19 protein-coding genes and 1 tRNA gene are annotated in these 19515 nt (G+C 71.0%); 5 read left to right on the top strand and 15 right to left on the bottom strand.

Annotation, left to right across the window (positions count from 1 at the left end):
- A partial coding sequence (locus tag B7K25_RS06405) for a transposase (RefSeq protein WP_084104869.1) occupies window positions 1-754 on the top strand: 754 nt, incomplete at its 5' end.
- Between the two features lie 122 nt (window positions 755-876).
- On the opposite strand, the gene groL is transcribed toward B7K25_RS06405, so the two are convergent.
- The 3 genes from groL to B7K25_RS06390 all read right to left on the bottom strand — a co-directional run bounded on the left by groL (window position 877) and on the right by B7K25_RS06390 (window position 3931).
- A complete protein-coding gene (gene groL, locus B7K25_RS06400; protein WP_084104868.1) occupies window positions 877-2502 on the bottom strand; it encodes a chaperonin GroEL in 1626 nt (541 codons plus the stop codon).
- A 498-nt stretch (window positions 2503-3000) separates the two neighbouring features.
- The gene (locus B7K25_RS06395; protein ID WP_084104867.1) at window positions 3001-3624 is read right to left on the bottom strand and encodes a LytR C-terminal domain-containing protein; all 624 of its coding nucleotides are present in this window, start codon (window positions 3622-3624) and stop codon (window positions 3001-3003) included.
- Window positions 3625-3634: 10 nt separating this feature from the next.
- Window positions 3635-3931: a DUF3263 domain-containing protein gene (locus tag B7K25_RS06390; RefSeq protein ID WP_084104866.1), complete on the bottom strand. Its 297-nt coding sequence runs from the start codon at window positions 3929-3931 to the stop codon at window positions 3635-3637.
- 110 nt (window positions 3932-4041) lie between these two features.
- On the opposite strand from B7K25_RS06390, the gene B7K25_RS06385 reads away from it, so the two are divergent.
- Complete coding sequence (locus B7K25_RS06385; protein WP_084104865.1) at window positions 4042-4713, top strand: uracil-DNA glycosylase; 672 nt, start codon at window positions 4042-4044, stop codon at window positions 4711-4713.
- 12 nt (window positions 4714-4725) lie between these two features.
- Here B7K25_RS06385 and B7K25_RS06380 read toward each other — a convergent pair.
- From B7K25_RS06380 to B7K25_RS06365, 4 genes are all read right to left on the bottom strand, one after another.
- A tRNA-Thr gene (locus tag B7K25_RS06380) sits at window positions 4726-4801 on the bottom strand.
- Window positions 4802-4915: 114 nt separating this feature from the next.
- The gene (locus B7K25_RS06375; protein WP_084104864.1) at window positions 4916-5704 is read right to left on the bottom strand and encodes a thioredoxin domain-containing protein; all 789 of its coding nucleotides are present in this window, start codon (window positions 5702-5704) and stop codon (window positions 4916-4918) included.
- Between the two features lie 4 nt (window positions 5705-5708).
- Window positions 5709-6266 carry a MauE/DoxX family redox-associated membrane protein gene (locus tag B7K25_RS06370; RefSeq protein WP_084104863.1) on the bottom strand — a complete coding sequence of 186 codons (558 nt, stop codon included), beginning with the start codon at window positions 6264-6266 and terminating at the stop codon, window positions 5709-5711.
- 133 nt (window positions 6267-6399) lie between these two features.
- Window positions 6400-8025 (bottom strand): protein kinase, encoded by a 1626-nt coding sequence (locus B7K25_RS06365; RefSeq protein ID WP_084104862.1) that lies wholly within the window; start codon window positions 8023-8025, stop codon window positions 6400-6402.
- A gap of 163 nt (window positions 8026-8188) precedes the next feature.
- Between B7K25_RS06365 and B7K25_RS06360 the strand changes: the two genes are divergently transcribed.
- Entirely contained in the window at window positions 8189-9352 is a 1164-nt protein-coding gene (locus tag B7K25_RS06360; RefSeq protein ID WP_084104861.1) for an ABC transporter ATP-binding protein, read from the top strand.
- Between the two features lie 221 nt (window positions 9353-9573).
- The gene (locus B7K25_RS06355; RefSeq protein WP_084104860.1) at window positions 9574-11022 is read left to right on the top strand and encodes a DUF4032 domain-containing protein; all 1449 of its coding nucleotides are present in this window, start codon (window positions 9574-9576) and stop codon (window positions 11020-11022) included.
- 21 nt (window positions 11023-11043) lie between these two features.
- On the opposite strand, the gene rlmB is transcribed toward B7K25_RS06355, so the two are convergent.
- The 5 genes from rlmB to B7K25_RS06330 form a co-directional block, all read right to left on the bottom strand.
- Complete coding sequence (gene rlmB, locus B7K25_RS06350) at window positions 11044-12000, bottom strand: 23S rRNA (guanosine(2251)-2'-O)-methyltransferase RlmB (protein ID WP_084104859.1); 957 nt, start codon at window positions 11998-12000, stop codon at window positions 11044-11046.
- A 587-nt stretch (window positions 12001-12587) separates the two neighbouring features.
- Window positions 12588-14009, bottom strand: coding sequence for a cysteine--tRNA ligase (gene cysS, locus B7K25_RS06345; protein ID WP_084104858.1), 1422 nt, complete (start codon window positions 14007-14009; stop codon window positions 12588-12590).
- 19 nt (window positions 14010-14028) lie between these two features.
- On the bottom strand, window positions 14029-14511 hold the full coding sequence (gene ispF / locus B7K25_RS06340; protein WP_200807855.1) for a 2-C-methyl-D-erythritol 2,4-cyclodiphosphate synthase: 483 nt from the start codon (window positions 14509-14511) through the stop codon (window positions 14029-14031).
- Window positions 14508-15179 carry a 2-C-methyl-D-erythritol 4-phosphate cytidylyltransferase gene (gene ispD, locus B7K25_RS06335; RefSeq protein ID WP_084104857.1) on the bottom strand — a complete coding sequence of 224 codons (672 nt, stop codon included), beginning with the start codon at window positions 15177-15179 and terminating at the stop codon, window positions 14508-14510. Before ispD ends, ispF begins: the two co-directional genes overlap by 4 nt.
- Window positions 15176-15658 carry a CarD family transcriptional regulator gene (locus tag B7K25_RS06330; protein ID WP_084104856.1) on the bottom strand — a complete coding sequence of 161 codons (483 nt, stop codon included), beginning with the start codon at window positions 15656-15658 and terminating at the stop codon, window positions 15176-15178. The genes ispD and B7K25_RS06330 overlap by 4 nt, the downstream gene beginning before the upstream one ends.
- Window positions 15659-15819: 161 nt before the next feature.
- Between B7K25_RS06330 and B7K25_RS06325 the strand changes: the two genes are divergently transcribed.
- Window positions 15820-16287, top strand: a complete 468-nt coding sequence (locus tag B7K25_RS06325) for a hypothetical protein (RefSeq protein WP_084104855.1) — start codon at window positions 15820-15822, stop codon at window positions 16285-16287.
- A gap of 379 nt (window positions 16288-16666) precedes the next feature.
- On the opposite strand, the gene pstB is transcribed toward B7K25_RS06325, so the two are convergent.
- The 3 genes from pstB to pstC are packed head-to-tail and all read right to left on the bottom strand — an operon-like array spanning window position 16667 to window position 19446.
- Complete coding sequence (gene pstB, locus B7K25_RS06320; protein ID WP_084104854.1) at window positions 16667-17446, bottom strand: phosphate ABC transporter ATP-binding protein PstB; 780 nt, start codon at window positions 17444-17446, stop codon at window positions 16667-16669.
- A 21-nt stretch (window positions 17447-17467) separates the two neighbouring features.
- Complete coding sequence (gene pstA, locus B7K25_RS06315) at window positions 17468-18451, bottom strand: phosphate ABC transporter permease PstA (RefSeq protein ID WP_084104853.1); 984 nt, start codon at window positions 18449-18451, stop codon at window positions 17468-17470.
- The gene (gene pstC, locus B7K25_RS06310; RefSeq protein WP_084104852.1) at window positions 18451-19446 is read right to left on the bottom strand and encodes a phosphate ABC transporter permease subunit PstC; all 996 of its coding nucleotides are present in this window, start codon (window positions 19444-19446) and stop codon (window positions 18451-18453) included. The genes pstA and pstC overlap by 1 nt, the downstream gene beginning before the upstream one ends.
- Window positions 19447-19515 lie beyond the last annotated feature (69 nt).

Raw genomic sequence — 19515 nt, 5'->3', positions numbered from 1 at the left:
CATCGATGCCGAGCTGATCGCCCGCTCCGTGCTTGGCGTCGACACGTCCCGCCTGCGCCAACCCCGCACCGATCAGGGCGAACGGGCAGCACTGCGGATCTTGCTGGCCGCTCGCGACCAGCTCACCGGACACCGCACCACCACGATCAACATGCTCACCGCGCTGATCCGCACCACGGCACTAGGCATCGAACTCGATGCTCGCGCGTCTATCACCACGACCCTGATCCGCACCATCGCCGCCTGGAGAACACGCACCGAACCTGTCGCGACCGCGATCGCCCGCGCCGAAGCAGCCCGCCTGGCCAAAACCATCCTGGCCACCGACGCCGACCTCAAAGCGAATCAGGCACACATCACCAGCCTGTTGCCCGCCACCCCCGCAGCGGCTCTCCTGACCGAGACCGGCATCGGACCGATCACCGCAGCCGCGATCTATGTGTCGTGGTCCCACGCAGGCCGACTCCGCTCCGAGGGCGCCTTCGCTGCACTAGCAGGAGTCAGCCCCCTGCCCGCATCGTCAGGCAACACCACCCGCCATCGACTCAACCGCGGCGGCGACAGACGCCTCAACGCCGCCCTGCACACCATCACCCTGACCCGCATGCGGATCGATCAAGCCACCCGCGACTACATTGCCCGCCGCCAAACCGAAGGACTCACCCTCAAGGAAATCCGCCGCATCCTCAAGCGCTACATCGCCCGACACATCCACCGCACCCTCACCCACGCCACCGCCACCATGCCCACTTGACGAACATAGAAGCGTCACTTTCGTCGGGAACGGAGAGGTCGCAGACACGAAACGACCGCCAGGATGCACGAAGGCCCCCGGAGCTCGCGCTCCGGGGGCCTTCGCGGCGTTCAGGCTGAGGCTTAGAAGCCCATGCCGCCCATGTCGCCACCACCGGCGGGCATCGCCGGCTCGGGCTCGGGGATGTCCGCCACGACCGCCTCGGTCGTGAGGAACAGGCCCGCGATGGACGCGGCGTTCTGCAGCGCGGAACGGGTCACCTTGACCGGGTCGTTGACGCCCGCGGCGAGCAGGTCCTCGTACACGCCGGTCGCGGCGTTGAGGCCGTGACCGACCTCGAGGCCCTTGACGCGCTCGACGACGACGCCGCCCTCGAGGCCAGCGTTGACGGCGATCTGGCGCAGCGGCGCGGTGATCGCCGACTCGACGATGCGCACACCGGTCGCCTCGTCACCCTCGAGCTCGAGGGAGGCGAGAGCCGTGGTGCCGGCCTGGATGAGTGCCACGCCACCACCGGCGACGATGCCCTCCTCGACGGCCGCCTTCGCGTTGCGAACGGCGTCCTCGATGCGGTGCTTGCGCTCCTTGAGCTCGACCTCGGTGGCCGCGCCCGCCTTGATGACGGCGACGCCGCCGGCGAGCTTGGCGAGGCGCTCCTGGAGCTTCTCGCGGTCGTAGTCCGAGTCCGAGTTGTCGATCTCGGCACGGATCTGGTTCACGCGGCCAGCGACCTGGTCCTCGGAGCCGGCGCCGTCCACGATGGTGGTGTCGTCCTTGGTGACGACGACCTTGCGGGCCTGGCCGAGCAGCTCGAGACCGGCGTTCTCCAGCGAGAGGCCGACCGACTCGGAGATGACCTGGCCACCCGTGAGGATCGCCATGTCCTGCAGCATCGCCTTGCGGCGGTCGCCGAAGCCGGGGGCCTTGACGGCGACGACCTTGAGGTTGCCGCGCAGCTTGTTGACCACGAGCGCCGCGAGGGCCTCGCCGTCCACGTCCTCGGCGACGATCGCGAGGGGCTTGCCCGCCTGCATGATCTTCTCGAGAACGGGCAGGAGGTCCTTGAGGGACGAGATCTTCGACTCGACGAGCAGGATGTACGCGTCCTCGAGGACGGCCTCCTGGCGCTCGCCGTCGGTGACGAAGTAGGGGTTGAGGTAGCCCTTGTCGAAGCGCATGCCCTCGGTCAGCTCGAGCTCGAGGCCGAACTGGTAGGCCTCCTCGACCGTGATGACGCCCTCCTTGCCGACCTTGTCCATCGCCTCGGCGATGAGCTCGCCGATGGCGGGGTCGCCGGCGGAGATGCCTGCGGTGGCAGCGATCTGCTCCTTGGTCTCGATCTCCTTGGCGGAGTTGAGGAGCTCGGCGGTGACGGCCTCGACGGCCTTCTCGATGCCCTTCTTCAGGGCGATCGGGTTGGCGCCGGCCGAGACGTTGCGCAGGCCCTCGCGGACGAGCGCCTGGGCGAGAACGGTGGCGGTGGTGGTGCCGTCGCCGGCGACGTCGTCGGTCTTCTTGGCGACCTCCTTGACGAGCTCAGCGCCGATCTTCTCGTAGGGCTCCGACAGCTCGATCTCCTTGGCGATCGAGACGCCGTCGTTGGTGATCGTGGGGGCGCCCCACTTCTTCTCGAGCACGACGTTGCGGCCCTTGGGGCCGAGGGTGACCTTGACGGCGTCGGCGAGGGCATTCATGCCCCGCTCCATGCCGCGACGGGCCTCCTCATCGAAGGCAATCTGCTTTGCCATGGGTGTCTATTCCTCTTTCGATGAATATGGCGTCGAGCCGCCCGCGACGGACGATGCCGGGGCCGCGCGTTCCTTTCACGCCCGGTCCGGTCACCTCGGCTCGACAAGCCGGTGGTTAGCACTCTCGCAGTGAGAGTGCTAAGAGCGATTCTGGCACTCTCCCCCGTCGAGTGCAAACCACGTCACGTGGATTTCACCCAACGCTGATCGCACCCCTCTCCCGGGCAGTGCCGATGCACTCGCTGGGTGCCGCGCTACGCCGCCTCGCGCTCCCCACGACAGTTCCGAACATCTCGGAGGACGACACCCCGGCGCGCGTGGCTCGAGGGCTCGCGGCCTCGGCGTGTCGCCGCGCGCATGTTCGGAACTGTCGGGCGGGGCGTGTGGTCGCGCCGTACGCGCTGGGGATGCGGCTCGTTGGGGTCCGGAGCTGGTGGGAGTCCGAGGCTTGCCGGGTTCAGCGGCTAGCTGGGGTCAGCGGCTCGCCGGGGTCAGCGGCTAGCTGGGGTCCGAGGCGAGGAGGACCTCGATCTCGGCGCCGCCGGGCGTGCCGCCACCCTGCACGGCGGAGATGCCGAGCTGGTCGGCGACGTCCTGGGCGGTGTCCGCGACGCGGTCGCCGTCGTAGGTCACCACGTTCTCACCGTTCGGGATGAGGTTGGCCGCGATGTTGTTGGCCTCGGTGTTGGTGTAGCCAGCGTCCGTGAGGATCTCCTGCTGCTCACCGGCGAGGCCCTGGACGCGCGCACCGTTGCGGATGTGGATCTGCGCGTCGTAGAGGATGACCGGCTCGGGCTCGACCGTCTCGGTGGGCTCAGGCTCCGGCTCCTCGGTCGGCTCCTCGGTGGGCTCCGTGGTCGGCTCCACCGTGGGCTCGGGCGAGGTGGTCGGCTCGTCCGTGGGCGTCACGGTCACGGTCGGCGTGGCCTGGGGCTCCGCGGTGCTGTCGCCCGAGTTCCACAGCCAGGTCGCGAGGAGCCATGCGACGAACCCGCCGAGCAGCAGCGCGATGAGCGGCGGCAGCACGCGGGTCCACCAGGGACGAGGGCTGCGGTGGACGCCGACGGGACCGCCCTCGGCGGCCATCTCGTCGAACTCGTCGAGGGGGTAGTCCTGTGCCACGGGCAGAACTCTAGCGAACGGCCGTCACGTCGAACGCGCGGCTCGAACGGCCGCGCTGGCGGGCCGAGCGCATGCGCCGCAGACGCTTGACGAGCATGGGGTCGAAGGCCAGCGCCCCCTGCGTGTCGATGAGGGCGCCGAGCACCTGGTAGTACTGCGTGCTGGTCATGGAGAACAGCTCGCGGATGGCGTCCTCCTTGGCGCCGGCGAACTTCCACCACTGGCGCTCGAACCGGAGGATCTCGGCGTCGCGGTCGGACAGCTCGAGAGCCGCGCCCGCATCGTCGATGCGTGCCGCTTCACCCATGGGTCCTCCTCGTGCCGAGTCCTGCCGTGCTGGGCCTACCCTACCCGCGAACTACACGACTGTCATTCGTCCACGCGGCAGGGACGCGGCCGTGGGATAGCGTGGCCAGCATGGCCGATGCTTGGCGCTCGCAGGTCGCCCCGGACTGGGCCGATGCGCTCGAGCCCATCGCGCCGACCCTCGCCTCGATCGGGGTCTTCCTGCGCGAGGAGATGGCCGCGGGCCGCGGCTACCTTCCCGCGTCCGACGCGATCCTGCGCGCCTTCCGCGCGCCGCTGGCGGACGCCCGCGTGCTCATCGTCGGCCAGGACCCCTACCCGACGCCGGGCGACCCCGTCGGCCTGAGCTTCTCCGTGCCGCCCGGCCATCCGATGCCGCGGTCGCTCGTCAACATCGCCCGCGAGCTGCGCGACGACACGGGTGAGGCCCTCACCGACGGGGACCTGAGCCTCTGGGCGAGCCAGGGCGTGGTCCTGCTCAACCGCGTCCTCACGGTCCGCCCGGGCGCGCCGGCGTCGCACCGCGGCAAGGGCTGGGAGCAGGTCACCGAGCACGCGATCCGCACTCTCGTGGCGCGCGGCGGGCCGCTGGTGGCGCTGCTATGGGGGCGCGACGCGCAGTCGCTGATCCCGCTGCTGGGCGACGTGCCGCACGTAGCGAGCGCGCACCCAAGCCCGCTCAGCGCCTCGCGGGGATTCTTCGGCTCGCGTCCCTTCAGCGCCGTGAACGCGCTGCTGGCGGAGCAGGGAGCCGAGCCCATCCGCTGGGGCACGCCCGCGTAGTCCGCTCGGTCGTGGAGCTGGCAGCGGGACTCGAACCCGCAACCCCCGTATTACAAGTACGGTGCGCTACCAATTGCGCCATGCCAGCGTGCGACCGGCACCATCGCCGGGTCGCCACAGAAGGATACCCAGCGGGCGCATCGGCCGTGAACGCGCCGGAGCCCCGCCGGCAACGCCGACGGGGCTCCGGAGAGTCAGAGTCCTACAGGCCCTCGAGGTAGGTGCGCAGCGCACCCTCGGAGAAGTAGGGAACCTCGGCCTGCTCGAGGATGGTGCGGTCGACCATCACGGTCGGGGTGCCGCCCACGCCGTCGACGGAGCCCTGGTCGGTCGCCGCGACGACCCACTTGGTGAAGATGCCGTCGTCGAGCGTGGCCGCGACGTCCTCGGGCACGCCCGCGGTGATCGCGATCTGCTCGATCTGCTCGTCGCTCAGGCCGGTGCCGCCCTCCTCGGGCTGGTTCGCGTACATCGCGTGGGTGAAGTCGAGGTAGGCCTCGGGCGCGGCATCCGCGACGGTCGCGGCGGCGTTGGCCGCGCGGGTCGAGTACTGCGTGCCGCTCGAGAAGCGGTCGAGGATCGAGATCGGGTGGTAGTACACCGCGATGGTGCCTGCCTCGCGCATGGCGTCGATGTCCTCGGCGTTGATGTCCTCGAACTGGCCGCAGACCGGGCACATGAAGTCCTCGTAGAGGTCCACGCGCGGCACGTCCGCGGGGATGTCCTCGCCGACCACGCCGCCGGAGCCCACCGGGATGCCGCCGGTCGTGTCCGCACCGGCGGGCGCGACGACGTCCTCGGAGTCGAGGCCCGGCACGCTCGACGACTGGACGATGAAGAACACGATCCCGCCGAAGATCAGCACGGCGATGCCGACGCCGATGATGATGCCGAGCGTCGTGCGGCGCTCCTGCGTCTTGACGTTCTTCTGCGCCTGCGCGCGCGCAGCGGCCGCCTTCGCGTTCTTGGGGGAGCCGTTGTTCTTGGCCATGGTCCTACTTCCTCGGTTCGTTCGAGACGGCGTCGTTCGCCACCGATTCTAGGGCGGGGGCGTCGGCCCCCTCATCCTCGGCCACCGCCGGCTTCAGCCAGCCGTCCACCGAGAACGGGCTGCGCGGCCAGATCGCCAGGAACGTGCCGAGCACGATGAACCCCAGGCGTTCGAGCAGGTGCAGCGGGTAGTTCGTGGCGCCCTCCTCGACCTCGCCGCCGCCGCCGAAGCAGCCGCAGTCGATGCTGAGGCCCGTCGACCACGCCCAGATCACGCCCACGGTGAAGGCGGCCATCATCGCGAGCCACACGATCGACGCCGCACGCGTGAACGCCCCGACGAGCAGCAGCACGCCCAGAGCGACCTCGACGAAGGGGAGCATCGTGCCGACGAAGGGCACGATCTCCTCCGGGAGCAGGCGATACGCGCGCACCGCGCGGACCGACTGCGGGATGTCCTGGAACTTGGGGATCGCGGCGGCGAAGAGGATGCCGGCCATCGCGAGCCTGACGACGAGGCTGAGCCATGGCTGCGCCACGGCGAACCGGCCGGTGAAGCCCATCAGTGGTGTCCCCTCCGCGCGCTCGGGCGCGCATTTCTTGCCGGGCCAACGTACCGCAGGCCAGCCATGTTCCAACCTCCGCGAGACCGCCCGAGCCGGCGGGCGCATCGGCCCTGCGGCCCCGGAGAAACGATCACTGGTCGGGCAGCTGCGGCGCCGGCCAGAACCACGGGTCGGTCGTCGTGTTGAGGTAGACCGCCAGGCACACGACCGCGATCGCGACCAGCGCGACGACGATCCACGCCACCGCGACGGCGCGCGTCGGGGCGAGCGCGTGGGCGACGCGGTGTCCGCCCTCGCGGGTCATCGCCATCCACGGGCCCCACCACAACACCAGTGCGGCGACGATGCCGCCGATGCCGAGCGCGATCGCATGGCCCCACGTCTGACCGGCCGAGGTGTCCGGTGCCACGCGGTACGTGCTGACGAGCCACCAGCCGAGCGCCGCCGTGCCGCCGCCGAGCGCCGCCGACAGCAGCGCGGCCGGCACCGTCTCCCCCGCCGCCCGCAGCAGGTGCCACGGCAGCCCTAGGGTGTGCAGCGCGGCGTCGCCTCGACGCTGACCCTTGCGCTGGCGAGCCACGTGCAGGGCGTTGGCGCGGCGCTGGACGGCCCGCACCAGGATGGCGCCGCCCACGAGCACGAAGAAGGAGAGGAACGGCGCCAGCGCGGCGGCGACGGCGAACGCCAGCATCCACACGCCGACCATGAGGTGATGGCGGGGCGCGCGCTCGATGGGGATCTCGTGGGACTCGGGCTCCTCGGCGAGGAGCGGCTCACCGGAGATCGGCGGCGACGGGGCCGAGGCGGGCGAGCCGGTCGAGGTGCCCGACAGGTCGTCGTAGCCGTCGTACGCCACCGTGGTGGTCGGCGACGCCTCGTAGGCGGGATCGGCCGATGCGGTCATGACGGCCGTCGCGGCGATGCCGGGGGCGACGACGGTCGGGGCGACGCCCTCGCTGCGGGGCATCACGGTGGTCGCGCCGCGCATCGCGGCGACGACCTCGGCGGGAGAAGGGCGGCCGCCGATGTCACGGCCGAGCGCGGCCCGCAGCGCCTGCGCGCCCGGGGCGTCAGGCAGCTCGACGTCGGTCTCGAGGGTGCGCGAGATCGCCCCCGTGCCCGACCCGAACGGCGCGTGACCAGTCATCGTGTACGCGACCGTCGCGGCCCACGACCAGCAGTCGGCGATGGGCCCGGGCTCGGCGCCGTCGATGACCTCCGGGGCGACGTAGCCGGCGGTACCCGACACGAGCCCGTCCCGGGTGAGGCGCGGGTCCTGCTCCCGGTGGGACAGCCCGAAGTCGATGAGCACCGGGCCGTCGGGGCCCATCATGATGTTCGACGGCGTCACGTCGCGGTGGACCACGCCGGTGTCGTGCACGGCCTCGAGCGCCGAGGCGGTGCGGTCCGCGAACGCCGCGAGCTCCTCGCCGGCGAGGGGTCCGTGGTCCTGGACGTGCTGCCACAGGCTCACGCCAGGGATGTACTCGAACACGACGAAGGTCTCGTCGCCGTCGAGCTCGGCGTCGAGGATGCGCGGCACCGCGGGGTGGCGCAGCGACTGCAGCGCGTGCACCTCGCGCTCGAGGCGCTGAGCCGCGACGCGGTCGGCGCGAGCGTCGACGAGCTTGAGCGCGGCCTCGTTCCCGCCGCCGTCACGGACCTTGTAGACGGCACCCGAGCCGCCCCTGCCCAGCGTGTCGAGGACGGTGTAGCCGCCGATCTCCTCGCCCGCCTGTCGCGTCACTCCCGCCATGGGCTTCACGCTACCCCGACCCGGCTTGGACTCGGGTGGGCGCTATGGCAAGATGAGGGCACTCGTCTCGACTGTGGGGCGGGAAGTGTCACTGTGGACACCACATCGGCACTCTTCACTACGGATCGTCCGGCACGTACCTGCCGGTGAAGGGACCATCATCATGGCCAGCGTTACCTATGACAACGCGTCGCGCATCTACCCGGGCACCGAGCGCCCCGCGGTCGACGCCCTCAACCTGGAGATCGCCGACGGCGAGTTCCTCGTCCTCGTCGGCCCGTCCGGCTGTGGAAAGTCGACCTCCCTGCGCATGCTCGCAGGACTCGAGGACATCGACGAGGGCGCCATCTGGGTGGGCGACCGCGACGTCACCCACGTGCAGCCCAAGGACCGCGACATCGCGATGGTGTTCCAGTCCTACGCGCTCTACCCCCACATGACCGTGGCCGACAACATGGGCTTCGCGCTCAAGATCGCCAAGGTCGACAAGGCGGAGATCCGCCAGCGCGTCGAGGCCGCCGCCAAGATCCTCGACCTGACCGAGTACCTGGACCGCAAGCCCAAGGCCCTGTCCGGTGGTCAGCGTCAGCGTGTCGCCATGGGCCGCGCCATCGTGCGTCAGCCCCAGGTGTTCCTCATGGACGAGCCGCTGTCGAACCTCGACGCCAAGCTCCGCGTCCAGACCCGTACCCAGATCGCTGCGCTGCAGCGTCGCCTGGGCACCACCACCGTGTACGTCACGCACGACCAGGTCGAGGCGCTCACCATGGGTGACCGCATCGCCGTGCTGAAGGACGGCGTCCTCCAGCAGGTGGGCTCGCCGCGCGACATGTACGACGCTCCCGCCAACGTCTTCGTCGCCGGCTTCATCGGCTCGCCCGCCATGAACATCGGCACCTACCAGGTGTTCGACGGTCAGGCTCAGGTCGGTCGCGCCAAGGTCGACCTCGCTCGCGAGGCCGTCTCCGCGCTCAAGTCGGAGGACAAGAACCACGTCGTTCTCGGCTTCCGTCCCGAGTCGCTCGACCGCGTCGCCCCCAACACCGAGGGCGGCATCCCGATCGAGGTCGACGTCGTCGAGGAGCTCGGCTCCGACGCGTTCGTCTACGGCGAGGTCCCGAACGAGTTCGGTGGCGCCGAGGACGTGCACTTCGCCGCCGGCGACTCGCAGATGATCGTGCGCATCGACCCCCGCGACGTGCCCAAGAAGGGCGACACCGTGTGGGTGAAGATCCGCGAGGGCGAGCAGCACGTGTTCTCCGCCGCGACCGGCGAGCGCCTCTCCTCCGAGGTGCACACCGACGCTTCGGCGCAGCACACCGCGTAACTCCACGCTTCACCGGAAGGGGCGGTCCCGTCAGGGGCCGCCCCTTCTGCTGTCTCCAGTGCAGGCCCGTGTGGCGGGGGAAGCCAGCCCGCGCATCGGCCCTCCGCCCGCTGGGCGTGTCTAGGCCCTCTGTCTGACCGTGCAGACGGCCGATGCGCTCGCTGGGTGGTGCGCCCGCGTCGCCTGCGAGCGGGGTGGGGCACGGCGGATACGCTGGGCCCATGCCGCTGCACATCTCCGGAGCCGCTGATCCCGCCCTCATCGAGCTGCCGTGGGAGATCCCGCTCGAGGCGTGGCCGGAGGAGCACATCGCGGCGCTCCCGCGGGGCCTGTCGCGACACGTCGTGCGGTTCGTGCGGCACGGCGACGGCGTCATCGCGGTCAAGGAGACCAACGCGGAGATCGCCCACCGCGAGTTCGCGATGCTGCGGGAGCTGCAGCGGCTCGAGGCGCCGTGCGTGCACCCCGTCGCGGTGGTGTCGGGACGGACGTCGCCCTCGGGCGAGCCGCTGTCCGCGGCCCTCGTCACCGAGCACCTCGCGTTCTCGCTGCCGTACCGCGCGCTCTTCGCGCAGGGGCTGCGCCAGGGCACGCTGAAGCGCCTCGTGGGCGCGCTGTCGGTGCTGCTCGTGAGGCTGCACCTGCTGGGCTTCTACTGGGGCGACGTGTCGCTGTCGAACGCGCTGTTCCGACGCGACGCCTCCGAGTTCTCCGCCTACCTGGTGGACGCCGAGACCGGCGACATCCACCCCCGGCTCACCAACGGTCAGCGCGAGACGGACCTCGACATCGCCACCACCAACATCACGGGCGAGCTGCTCGACCTGCAGGGCTCCGAGGACCTCGACGACGGGGTCGACCCGTTCGAGATCGGCGCGCGGCTCGAGAAGCGCTACCGGGAGCTGTGGAGCGCGCTGACGGAGACCACGACACACACGTCGAACATCCGCATGCGCGTCGCGGAGCGGGTGCGCCAGCTCAACGAGCTGGGCTTCGACCTCGACGAGATCGACATGGACGAGACCGAGGACGGCACCGCGGTCACGATCCGCCCCAAGGTGGTCGACGCCGGCTACCACCAGCGCCGCCTCATGCGCCTCACCGGCCTCGACGTGCAGGAGAACCAGGCCCGCCGCCTGCTCAACGACCTCGACGAGTTCCGCGCGTGGAGCGACAACCCCGACCTCGACGAGTCCCACGCGGCGCACGAGTGGCTCACCACGATGTTCGAGCCGACCGTCCGGGCGGTGCCGCGCGCGCTGCGCGGCAAGCTCGAGCCCGCGCAGGTCTACCACGAGGTCCTCGACCACCGCTGGTACCTCGCGGAGGCCGCGGACCACGACGTGTCGCTCCCCGTCGCGACGGCGAGCTACGTCAAGAACATCCTTCCGACCAAGGACGACGAGCAGGCGGTGCTGGGCCGCTCCCTCGCCGAGATGACTGCCGAGCTGCCGGCGCTCACGGAGGAGCACGGGCACACGTACACAGCGCGCGACCCGTACGCGAACGACAACACGTACGCGTGGGGCCGGGTGCCCGAGCCGGAGGAGTCGGAGCCGCCGACCGTGCGCCGCTCCTCGACGCGCATCCCCGTCACCCACCGTCCGGCGGTGCCGGGTCGTGAGGACGACGACGCGCCCACTCCCCCGACGGCACCGACCACCGAGTAGGCGCTGGAGGTCAGGCGCGGATCAGCCGAGCGCCTTGCGCGCCTCGTACAGCGCGATCGACGCCGCGACCGAGGCGTTGAGGCTCTCGGTGTCGGCCGCGATCGGGATGGACACGATCTGGTCGCACGCCTCGCGTACCAGGCGCGACAGCCCGCCGCCCTCGGCTCCCGTGACGATCACCAGCGGTCCGTCGAGCAGCTGCGACTGCGCGATCTCGACCTCGCCGCCGGCGTCGAGGCCCACGACGAAGCAGCCGGCCTTCTTGTAGGCCTCGATCGTGCGGGTGAGGTTGGTGGCGCGCGCGACGGGAAGGCGCGCGGCCGCCCCGGCGGACACCTTCCACGCGGCGACGGTCACGCCGGCCGCGCGCCGCTCGGGGATCACGATGCCGGTCGCGCCGAACGCCGCGGCCGAGCGCATGATCGCGCCGAGGTTGCGCGGGTCCTGGATGCCGTCGAGCGCGACGATGCGCACGGGCGCGCGTCCCTCGAGCAGGTCCTCGGGGTCCGCGTACGCGTAGGGCGGCACCTCGAGCGCGACGCCCTGGTGCGGCGAGCCGCCGGCGAGGGTGTCCAGCGTGGCCTTGGTGACCTCGCGCACCTCGAGCCCGTGCTCGACGGCGAGCGAGACGATCTCCGTGACGCGGTCGTCGGAGTCGATGCGGTTGAAGACCGACAGCCGTTCCGCCGCCATGCCCATCCGCAGCGCCTCGACCACCGAGTTGCGGCCGATCACGAGCTCCAGCGAGCCGGACGTGCGGTCGCGCGGGGTCGTGCGGCGCGACTGCGGGCGCTTGGCGGCGTCGGACTCGGCCTTACGCTTGGCCTTGTACGCCTTGTGGTTGGGCCGGTCCTCGGCCTTGGGCGTGGGGCCCTTGCCCTCGAGCGCCTTGCGACCGTGGCCGCCGGTGCCCTTCAGCGCGCCCTTCTTGGAGCCCGCCGTGCGGGTCGCGCCGCGGCGCTTCGAGTTTCCAGCCATGAGACAAGGGTAGTCGGGCGCCCACCCGGCCCGCGCATCGGCCCTCCGCCGCCACTCCCCCGACAGTTCCGAACATCTGCGCGCCGACGCGCCGCGGCCGGTGCTTCGATGCGGCGCCGCGCCGGGGTGTCGGGAGCGCAGATGTTCGGAACTGTCGGAACCCGCGCCTCTGACGGTGCGAACCAGATTCTGATGCGACACGCCGTGCGCGGGGCCGATGAGCGGGTCGCCACCGGCGTGGCGCGCGCGCCCTTGGTTCAGAGTGTCAGCGGAGGCAGTGCGCGGGCGGCCCGGCGTACCGCTCACCACACAGCTGGGACGCACGGGACTCCTGGGACCGATGAGCATCACCACGAGCCGCACGCGTCACACCCGTCCCGCCCGTGTGTTGAGTGGTACGGGCCTCGGACCCCTGCGCCGCGCTGACAGTACGAACCAATTCTTGGCGCGACACCCCGTGCGCACGGCCGATGCGCGGGTCGCCACCGGCGTGGCGCGCGCGCCCTTGGTTCAGAGTGTCAGCGGAGGCATTGCGCGGGCGGCAAGAGCCGGCGGGCCGATGCGCGGGCTGGGGTGCGCTCGAACGCTCAGGAGTCTGCGGCGAGGGACCACCGGGCGCCGTCGGCGGCGTCCTCGATGACGATGCCCGCGGCGGCGAGCCGGTCGCGGATCGCGTCGGCCGTGGCCCAGTCCTTCGCTGCGCGGGCGGCGGCGCGCGCGTCGATGTCCGCGCGCACCAGCGAGTCGAGCGCCGTCATGGCACCCGATGACTCCGAGCCGGCCTCGGCCCACTCCTCGGAGGCGGGGTCGAGGCCGAGCGCGCCGAGCATCGCGCGCACGGACAGCAGCGCGCTGGACACCGTCGCGTCGTCCCCGGCGGTGAGCGCGGCGTTGCCGGAGCGCACCGTCTCGTGGACGTGGGCGAGCGCGCGCGGCACGGACAGGTCGTCGTCCATCGCCTCGACGAACGCCTCGGGCAGCTCGGCTGCGGCCACCTCGGCGGAGCTCACCGCCCCCACGCGCTCGGACGCGCGGGACACGAAGCCCGCGAGGCGGCCCCACGTCGCGGCGGCGTCCTCCATGGTCTGGTCCGAGTACTCGAGCATCGACCGGTAGTGGACCTGCGCGAGGGCAAGGCGCAGCGCGGGGGCGGGGTACCGGGACAGCACCTCGGACACGAGCAGCCCATTGCCGAGCGACTTGGACATCTTGGCGCCCGACTGCGTGACCCACGCGGAGTGCATCCACAGGCGGGCGAAGCCGTCGCCGGCGGCGCGGGACTGCGCCTGCTCGTTCTCGTGGTGCGGGAAGCGCAGGTCGAGGCCGCCGCCGTGGATGTCGAACTCCGAGCCCAGGAAGCGCCGCGCCATGGCGGAGCACTCGATGTGCCAGCCCGGGCGGCCCGGACCCCAGGGCGAGTCCCAGCTGGCCGTGGCGGGCTCGCCGGGCTTGGCGGCCTTCCAGAGGGCGAAGTCGCGCGGGTCGCGCTTGGCGTCCGCGGGCGCGTCGGGCGCGGGCGTGAGGTCCTCGAGGGCCTGACGCGTGAGCGAGCCGTACTCGGGGAATGAGCGCACGTCGAAGTAGACCGAGCCGTCGTGCTCGTAGGCGTGGCCGCCGTCCACGAGCGCGGCCACGAGCGCGATGATCTCGGGGATGTGGCCGGTCGCGCGCGGCTCGGCGGCGGGCGGGCGCACCCCGACCGCGGCGTAGGCCGCCTGGAACTCGCGCTCGAAGGTGAGCGCCCACGCCCACCACGGCACGCCGGCCTCGGCGGCCTTGGCGAGCGTCTTGTCGTCGATGTCGGTGACGTTGCGCACCATCGTCACGTCGTGGCCGGTGCGCTCGAGCCAGCGCTGCAGCACGTCGAACGCGACGGCGCTGCGCAGGTGCCCCACGTGCGGGCTGCCCTGGACCGTGGGGCCGCACAGGTAGATGCCGACCTTCCCGGGCTCGAGCGGCTCGAACGCGCGCTCGGTGCGGGTGGAGGTGTCGAACAGGTGCAGGGTCACGCGTGCCAGGCTACCGGGCTCACGCAGGGAAGACGAGCGCGGTGGCGATGGCCGCGACGCCCTCGCCGCGGCCCGTCAGACCAAGCCCGTCGGTGGTGGTCGCGCTCACTGTGACGGGCGCGCCGGCGGCGTCGGACAGGGCCTGCTCCGCCTCGGCACGGCGGGGCGCGAGCTTGGGCCGGTTGCCGAGCACCTGCACCGACACGTTGCCGACCTCGAAGCCGGCAGCGCGCACCAGCCGCGCCGTCTCGGCGAGCAGCGCCACACCCGCGGCGCCGACCCACTCGGGGCGGTCGGTGCCGAAGTTGGAGCCCAGGTCCCCCAGCGCAGCGGCGCTGAGCAGCGCATCGCACGCGGCGTGCGCCGCCACGTCGCCGTCGGAGTGTCCCGACAGCGGCGTCTCGCCGGGCCACGTGAGGCCGGCGAGGGCGAGCTCGCCGTCGCCGCCGAAGGCGTGGACGTCGACGCCAGTGCCGACGCGGGGCAGGGACGAGCGGTTCACGGCGCCTCCAGCTGAGCGGCGATGGACAGGGCGAGGGGCAGGTCGGACGGGCGCGTCACCTTGAAGCCCCACTCGTGGCCGTCGACGGCGACGATGCGGTAGCCGAGCTCGCGCGCGAGGCTCGCGTCGTCCGTGGCGCCGGCCGAGCCGCGCCGATGCGCGTCGAGGGCGACGCGCGCGCGGAACGTCTGGGGCGTCTGGACGGCGCGGAAGGCCTCGCGGTCGACGGGGTCGCCCACCGAGCCGTCGGGGCCGGGTGCCGTGACGAGCGTGTCGACGACGGGCAGCACGGGGATGGCGCCGTCGGCGCCGGACTGCACGGCCCGCACGGTCGCGGCGGCGACCGACGGGTCCTGGAACGCGCGCGCGGCGTCGTGGATGAGCACGATGTCGTCGTCGTCCAGCGCGAGCGCCGCGAGGCCCGCGGCGACGGAGTCCTGGCGGGTGTCGCCGCCGGCGACCACGCGCGCGGCGCCGTCGACGGCCTCCTCGAACGCGCTCAGGTGAGCGGCGGGAGCCGTGACGACGACGGCCTCGGCGATCTCCCCGAGGCGCGACACCGCCCAGGCGACGAGCGCGCGACCCTCCACGTGCAGGAGGGCCTTCGGCACGTCAGCGCCCAGGCGGGATCCCGAACCGGCGGCCGTGACGACCGCCGCGATGGTCACGAGGCGAGGACCTCGTCCAGACGGGCCTCCGCGGCCTCCTCGCCGCACTTCTCGGCGAGCGCGAGCTCGCTGACGAGAATCTGACGCGCCTTGTGCAGCAGGCGCTTCTCGCCGGCGGACAGGCCCTTGTCGGTGTCGCGACGCGACAGGTCGCGGACGACCTCGGCGACGCGGATGACGTCACCCGAGGCGAGCTTCTCGACGTTCGCCTTGTAGCGACGCGACCAGTTGGTGGGCTCCTCGATGTAGGGCTCACGCAGGACGCCGAAGACCTTCTCGAGGCCGGCCTCGTCGACGACGTCGCGGACACCCACGAGGTCGACGTTCTCGGCGGGGACCTCGATGGTCAGGTCTCCCTGGGCCACCTTGAGCTTGAGGTACGTCTTCTCCTCGCCCCTGATGGTCCGCTTCTTGATGTCCTGGATCTGCGCCGCACCGTGGTGCGGGTAGACGACGGTCTCGCCGACGGCAAAGTTCATTGTGGAGTGAGCCTCTCTTCGCGTAACCACGATTCTACCACCGCGACACGCCGCATTAACAGGGCTTCTGATCCACGTCCAGCACCGACGCGCCGGTGGAGCCGATGCGCCTGGCACCAGTATCCTTGTGGCAGTCCCGCCCCGAAAGGAAGTTCCTCGCCGTGAAGCCCTCCATCGCCGCAGGCGCCGCCGCCTCCCTCGCAGCCCTCGCCCTGGCCGGCTGCTCGTACGTGAACCCCATCACGACCAAGGAGAACTACGCCGCCTCGGACGGGTCGCAGCTCATCGTCGGCGAGGTCGAGGCGCTGAACCTCATCGTCGTGACGGAGGCCGAGGGCTCGCCCGCGACGCTCATCGGCACGCTCTACAACGGGTCCTCCGAGGACATCACCGTCGACGTCACCTTCGACGGCGCGACGTCGACCAGCGTCGACGTGCCCTCCATGGGCTCGACGCGCCTGGGCCCCGACGGCGACGCGACCGAGGTCTCCGGCACCGCGCCCGCGGCACCCGGCCTGCTCGCGGAGACGTCGTTCGTCTCGGCCACCGAGGGTGCCTACTCCGTCGAGGTGCCCGTCATGGACGCCACCCTGCCCGAGTACCAGTCGGTCGTCGACGCCATCGGCTGACCCGGCTCCACCGGCAGCCCCGCCTCGGAGGCTCTGCTCCTCCAGTCTGACCCGCGCACCGCGAGCCGTGCTGTCGCGCCGTCAGGGGCGACGGTGACCGCCCACGCCGGCGAGCGCATCGGCGCTGCGGACCGTGACGTCCGCTCCCCCGCCGCCCCCGCGCCCGACACTTCCGAACGTCGGTGACGGCGACACCCCGAGGGAGCGCGCGCATCGGCCGTCCGTCGCGACGTGTCGTCGCGCACATGTTCGGAACTGTCGAGGGCGCGGCGACGACGGAGGGCCGATGCGCGTGCTGGGACGACACGGAGACGTCACCCTGACAACACCAAGGCGCCGCCTCCCCGCGGGGTGACGGCGCCTCGTGGGTGGCCGCGGATCAGCCGAAGCGGCCGGAGATGTAGTCCTCGGTGGCCTTCTCGACGGGCGTCGAGAACATGGTCGGGGTGTCGTTCATCTCGATGAGCTTGCCGGGCTTGCCGGTGCCCGCGATGTTGAAGAACGCGGTGCGGTCGGACACGCGCGCCGCCTGCTGCATGTTGTGCGTGACGATGACGATCGTGTACTGCTCCTTGAGGTCCTGGATGAGGTCCTCGATCGCGAGCGTCGAGATGGGGTCCAGGGCCGAGCAGGGCTCGTCCATCAGCAGCACGTCGGGCTTGATCGCGATCGCGCGGGCGATGCACAGGCGCTGCTGCTGGCCACCGGAGAGCGAGGAGCCGGGCTTGTCGAGGCGGTCCTTGACCTCCTCCCACAGGTTGGCGCCCTTGAGCGAGGACTCGACGAGGTCCTCGGCGTCGGACCGCGAGATGCGCTTGTTGTTGAGCTTCACGCCCGCGAGCACGTTCTCCGAGATCGACATCGTGGGGAACGGGTTGGGGCGCTGGAACACCATGCCCACGTGGCGGCGGACGGTCACGGGGTCGACGTCGGAGCCGTACAGGTCGACGCCGTCCATGAGCACCTCACCCTCGACGCGGGCGCCGGGGATGACCTCGTGCATGCGGTTGAGCGTGCGCAGGAAGGTGGACTTGCCGCAGCCGGACGGGCCGATGAACGCGGTGACGGACTTGGGCTCGATCGCCAGCGACACGTCCTCCACGGCGAGGAAGCTGCCGTAGTAGACGTTGAGGTTGTTGATGTCGATGCGCTTGGACACGGGTGCTCCGGTTCTTCTGGCTCAGCGGCCGGTCTTGGGGGAGAAGTACTTGGCGATCAGGCGGGCGATGAGGTTGAGGCCCATGACGATGAGGATCAGCACGAGCGCGGCGCCCCAGGCGCGGTACTCGGTGATCTCGCCGATGCAGGTGTCGGTGTTGCAGGGCAGGACGCCCTTCTCGTACTCCGAGATGATGTAGACGGGAAGGCTCATCATGCGGCCCTCGAACAGGTTCCAGTTCAGGGAGTCCGCGACGCCCACCGCCACGAGCAGCGGGGCCGTCTCGCCGACGACGCGCGCGATCGCGAGGGTGATGCCGGTGGTGACGCCGGCGATCGAGGTGCGCAGCACGACCTTGATGATCGTCAGCCACTTGGGCACGCCGAGCGCGTAGGAGGCCTCGCGCAGCTCGTTGGGCACGAGCCGCAGCATCTCCTCGCTCGAGCGCACGACGACGGGGATCATCAGCACCGACAGCGCGATGGCGCCGACGATGCCGAGCTTGGTGCCTGGCCCGACTGTGAGGGCGAAGAGCGCGTAGGCGAACAGACCCGCGACGATCGACGGGATGCCCGTCATGACGTCCACGAAGAAGGTGATCGCGCGCTTGAGCCAGCCGGTGCCGTACTCGACGAGGTAGATCGCGGTGAGCAGGCCCACCGGCACCGAGATGATGGTCGCGGCGAGCGTCATCATCAGCGTGCCGACGATGGCGTGCATGATGCCGCCGTACGGAGCCTCGGCGCCGAAGATGCCGCGCATCGTCTGGTTGAGGAACTCGAGGTTGAAGCCCGCGTCGAGCCCGTCCGCGTCCGAGATGAGGAAGCGGTCGATGCCCTTGATGACGACGGTGACCGACAGCCACACGAGCGGGATCAGGGCGAGGATGAACGCGCCGTAGATGACGACGCCCATCGTCTGGTTCTTCAGGCGACGCGAGCGAGAGATCGACCCGAGCGGGGTCACCTCACGGGCGGGGGCGGTGGTCTGCGTGGTGACGGCCATCAGTTCGCTCCCGAGAATTCGCTGCGACGCGACACGATCCAGCGCGCGAGCATGTTGACGAGCAGGGTGATGAGGAACAGCGCGAGACCCATCGCGATGAGCGAGTTCACGCCGAGCGCGTTGGCCTCGGGGAACTGCAGCGCGATGTACGCGGCGATGGTGTTGTGCTGGTTGGGCTGCAGGATGTACGGCGTGTACGTGAGCCCGGGCCCGATGATCATCAGGACTGCCATGGTCTCTCCGAGCGCGCGGCCGAGGCCCAGCATGGTCGCGCCGACCATGCCCGAGCGGCCGAACGGGAAGACCGACATCTTGATCATCTCCCAGCGGGTGGCGCCCATCGCGAGGGCGGCCTCCTCGTGGAGCGTGGGCGTCTGGAGGAAGACCTCGCGGCTCACGGCGGTGATGATCGGGATGATCATGATCGCGAGCACGATGCCCGCGGACATCGCGACGCGACCGGTGAAGATCTCGCCCGAATCGGGCGGCGCGAACAGCGGGATGAAGCCCAGGTAGTCCGCGAGGAACTGGTAGAACGGCGTCAGCACGGGCACCAGCACGGCGACGCCCCACAGGCCGTAAACCACCGACGGCACGGCCGCGAGCAGGTCGATGAGGTAGCCCAGGCCCTGCGACAGCTTGCGTGGGGCGTAGTGGGAGATGAACAGCGCGATGCCGATCGACACCGGCGTCGCGATGATGAGCGCGATGATCGAGATCAGCAGCGTGCCGTAGACGAGGTAGCCGATGATCTCGATGAGGCTCTGGCCCTGGTCGGGCTTGATGAAGGAGACGGACTCGCCGAGCTCGGCGGCGCCCATCGTCATCGCGGGCCATGCCTCGGCGAGCAGGAAGCTCGCGACGGCCGCGAGGGTGATGAGGATCAGCGCACCCGCGCCGGTCGAGAGCCACTTGAAGAAGCGGTTGGCCGCTGCCCCCGGGTGCGTCCCGTAGTCGTCCTCGGTCGCCGGTGGCGGCGACGTGGTGGTCGTCACGCTCGAGTCTCCCTCGCTAGTGCGTCACTGGTGACAGGGGCAGTGGGCCCATCCCGATGGGGTGGGCCC

The sequence above is a fragment of the Demequina sp. NBRC 110056 genome, assembly GCF_002090155.1.
Lineage (GTDB): Bacteria > Actinomycetota > Actinomycetes > Actinomycetales > Demequinaceae > Demequina.
Note: the sequence above shows the minus strand (reverse complement) of the source record. Positions and strands in the feature narration are given on the sequence as shown.

Bases quoted from the DNA above. Each gene is read 5' to 3' on its own strand.
- groL (WP_084104868.1), bottom strand. From the start codon at position 2,502: ATGGCAAAGCAGATTGCCTTCGATGAGGAGGCCCGTCGCGGCATGGAG.
- B7K25_RS06390 (WP_084104866.1), bottom strand. From the start codon at position 3,931: ATGGGTGAAGCGGCACGCATCGACGATGCGGGCGCGGCTCTCGAGCTG.
- B7K25_RS06385 (WP_084104865.1), top strand. From the start codon at position 4,042: ATGGCCGATGCTTGGCGCTCGCAGGTCGCCCCGGACTGGGCCGATGCG.
- B7K25_RS06375 (WP_084104864.1), bottom strand. From the start codon at position 5,704: ATGGCCAAGAACAACGGCTCCCCCAAGAACGCGAAGGCGGCCGCTGCG.
- B7K25_RS06370 (WP_084104863.1), bottom strand. From the start codon at position 6,266: ATGGGCTTCACCGGCCGGTTCGCCGTGGCGCAGCCATGGCTCAGCCTC.
- B7K25_RS06365 (WP_084104862.1), bottom strand. From the start codon at position 8,025: ATGGCGGGAGTGACGCGACAGGCGGGCGAGGAGATCGGCGGCTACACC.
- B7K25_RS06360 (WP_084104861.1), top strand. From the start codon at position 8,189: ATGGCCAGCGTTACCTATGACAACGCGTCGCGCATCTACCCGGGCACC.
- B7K25_RS06355 (WP_084104860.1), top strand. From the start codon at position 9,574: ATGCCGCTGCACATCTCCGGAGCCGCTGATCCCGCCCTCATCGAGCTG.
- rlmB (WP_084104859.1), bottom strand. From the start codon at position 12,000: ATGGCTGGAAACTCGAAGCGCCGCGGCGCGACCCGCACGGCGGGCTCC.
- B7K25_RS06330 (WP_084104856.1), bottom strand. From the start codon at position 15,658: ATGAACTTTGCCGTCGGCGAGACCGTCGTCTACCCGCACCACGGTGCG.
- pstA (WP_084104853.1), bottom strand. From the start codon at position 18,451: ATGGCCGTCACCACGCAGACCACCGCCCCCGCCCGTGAGGTGACCCCG.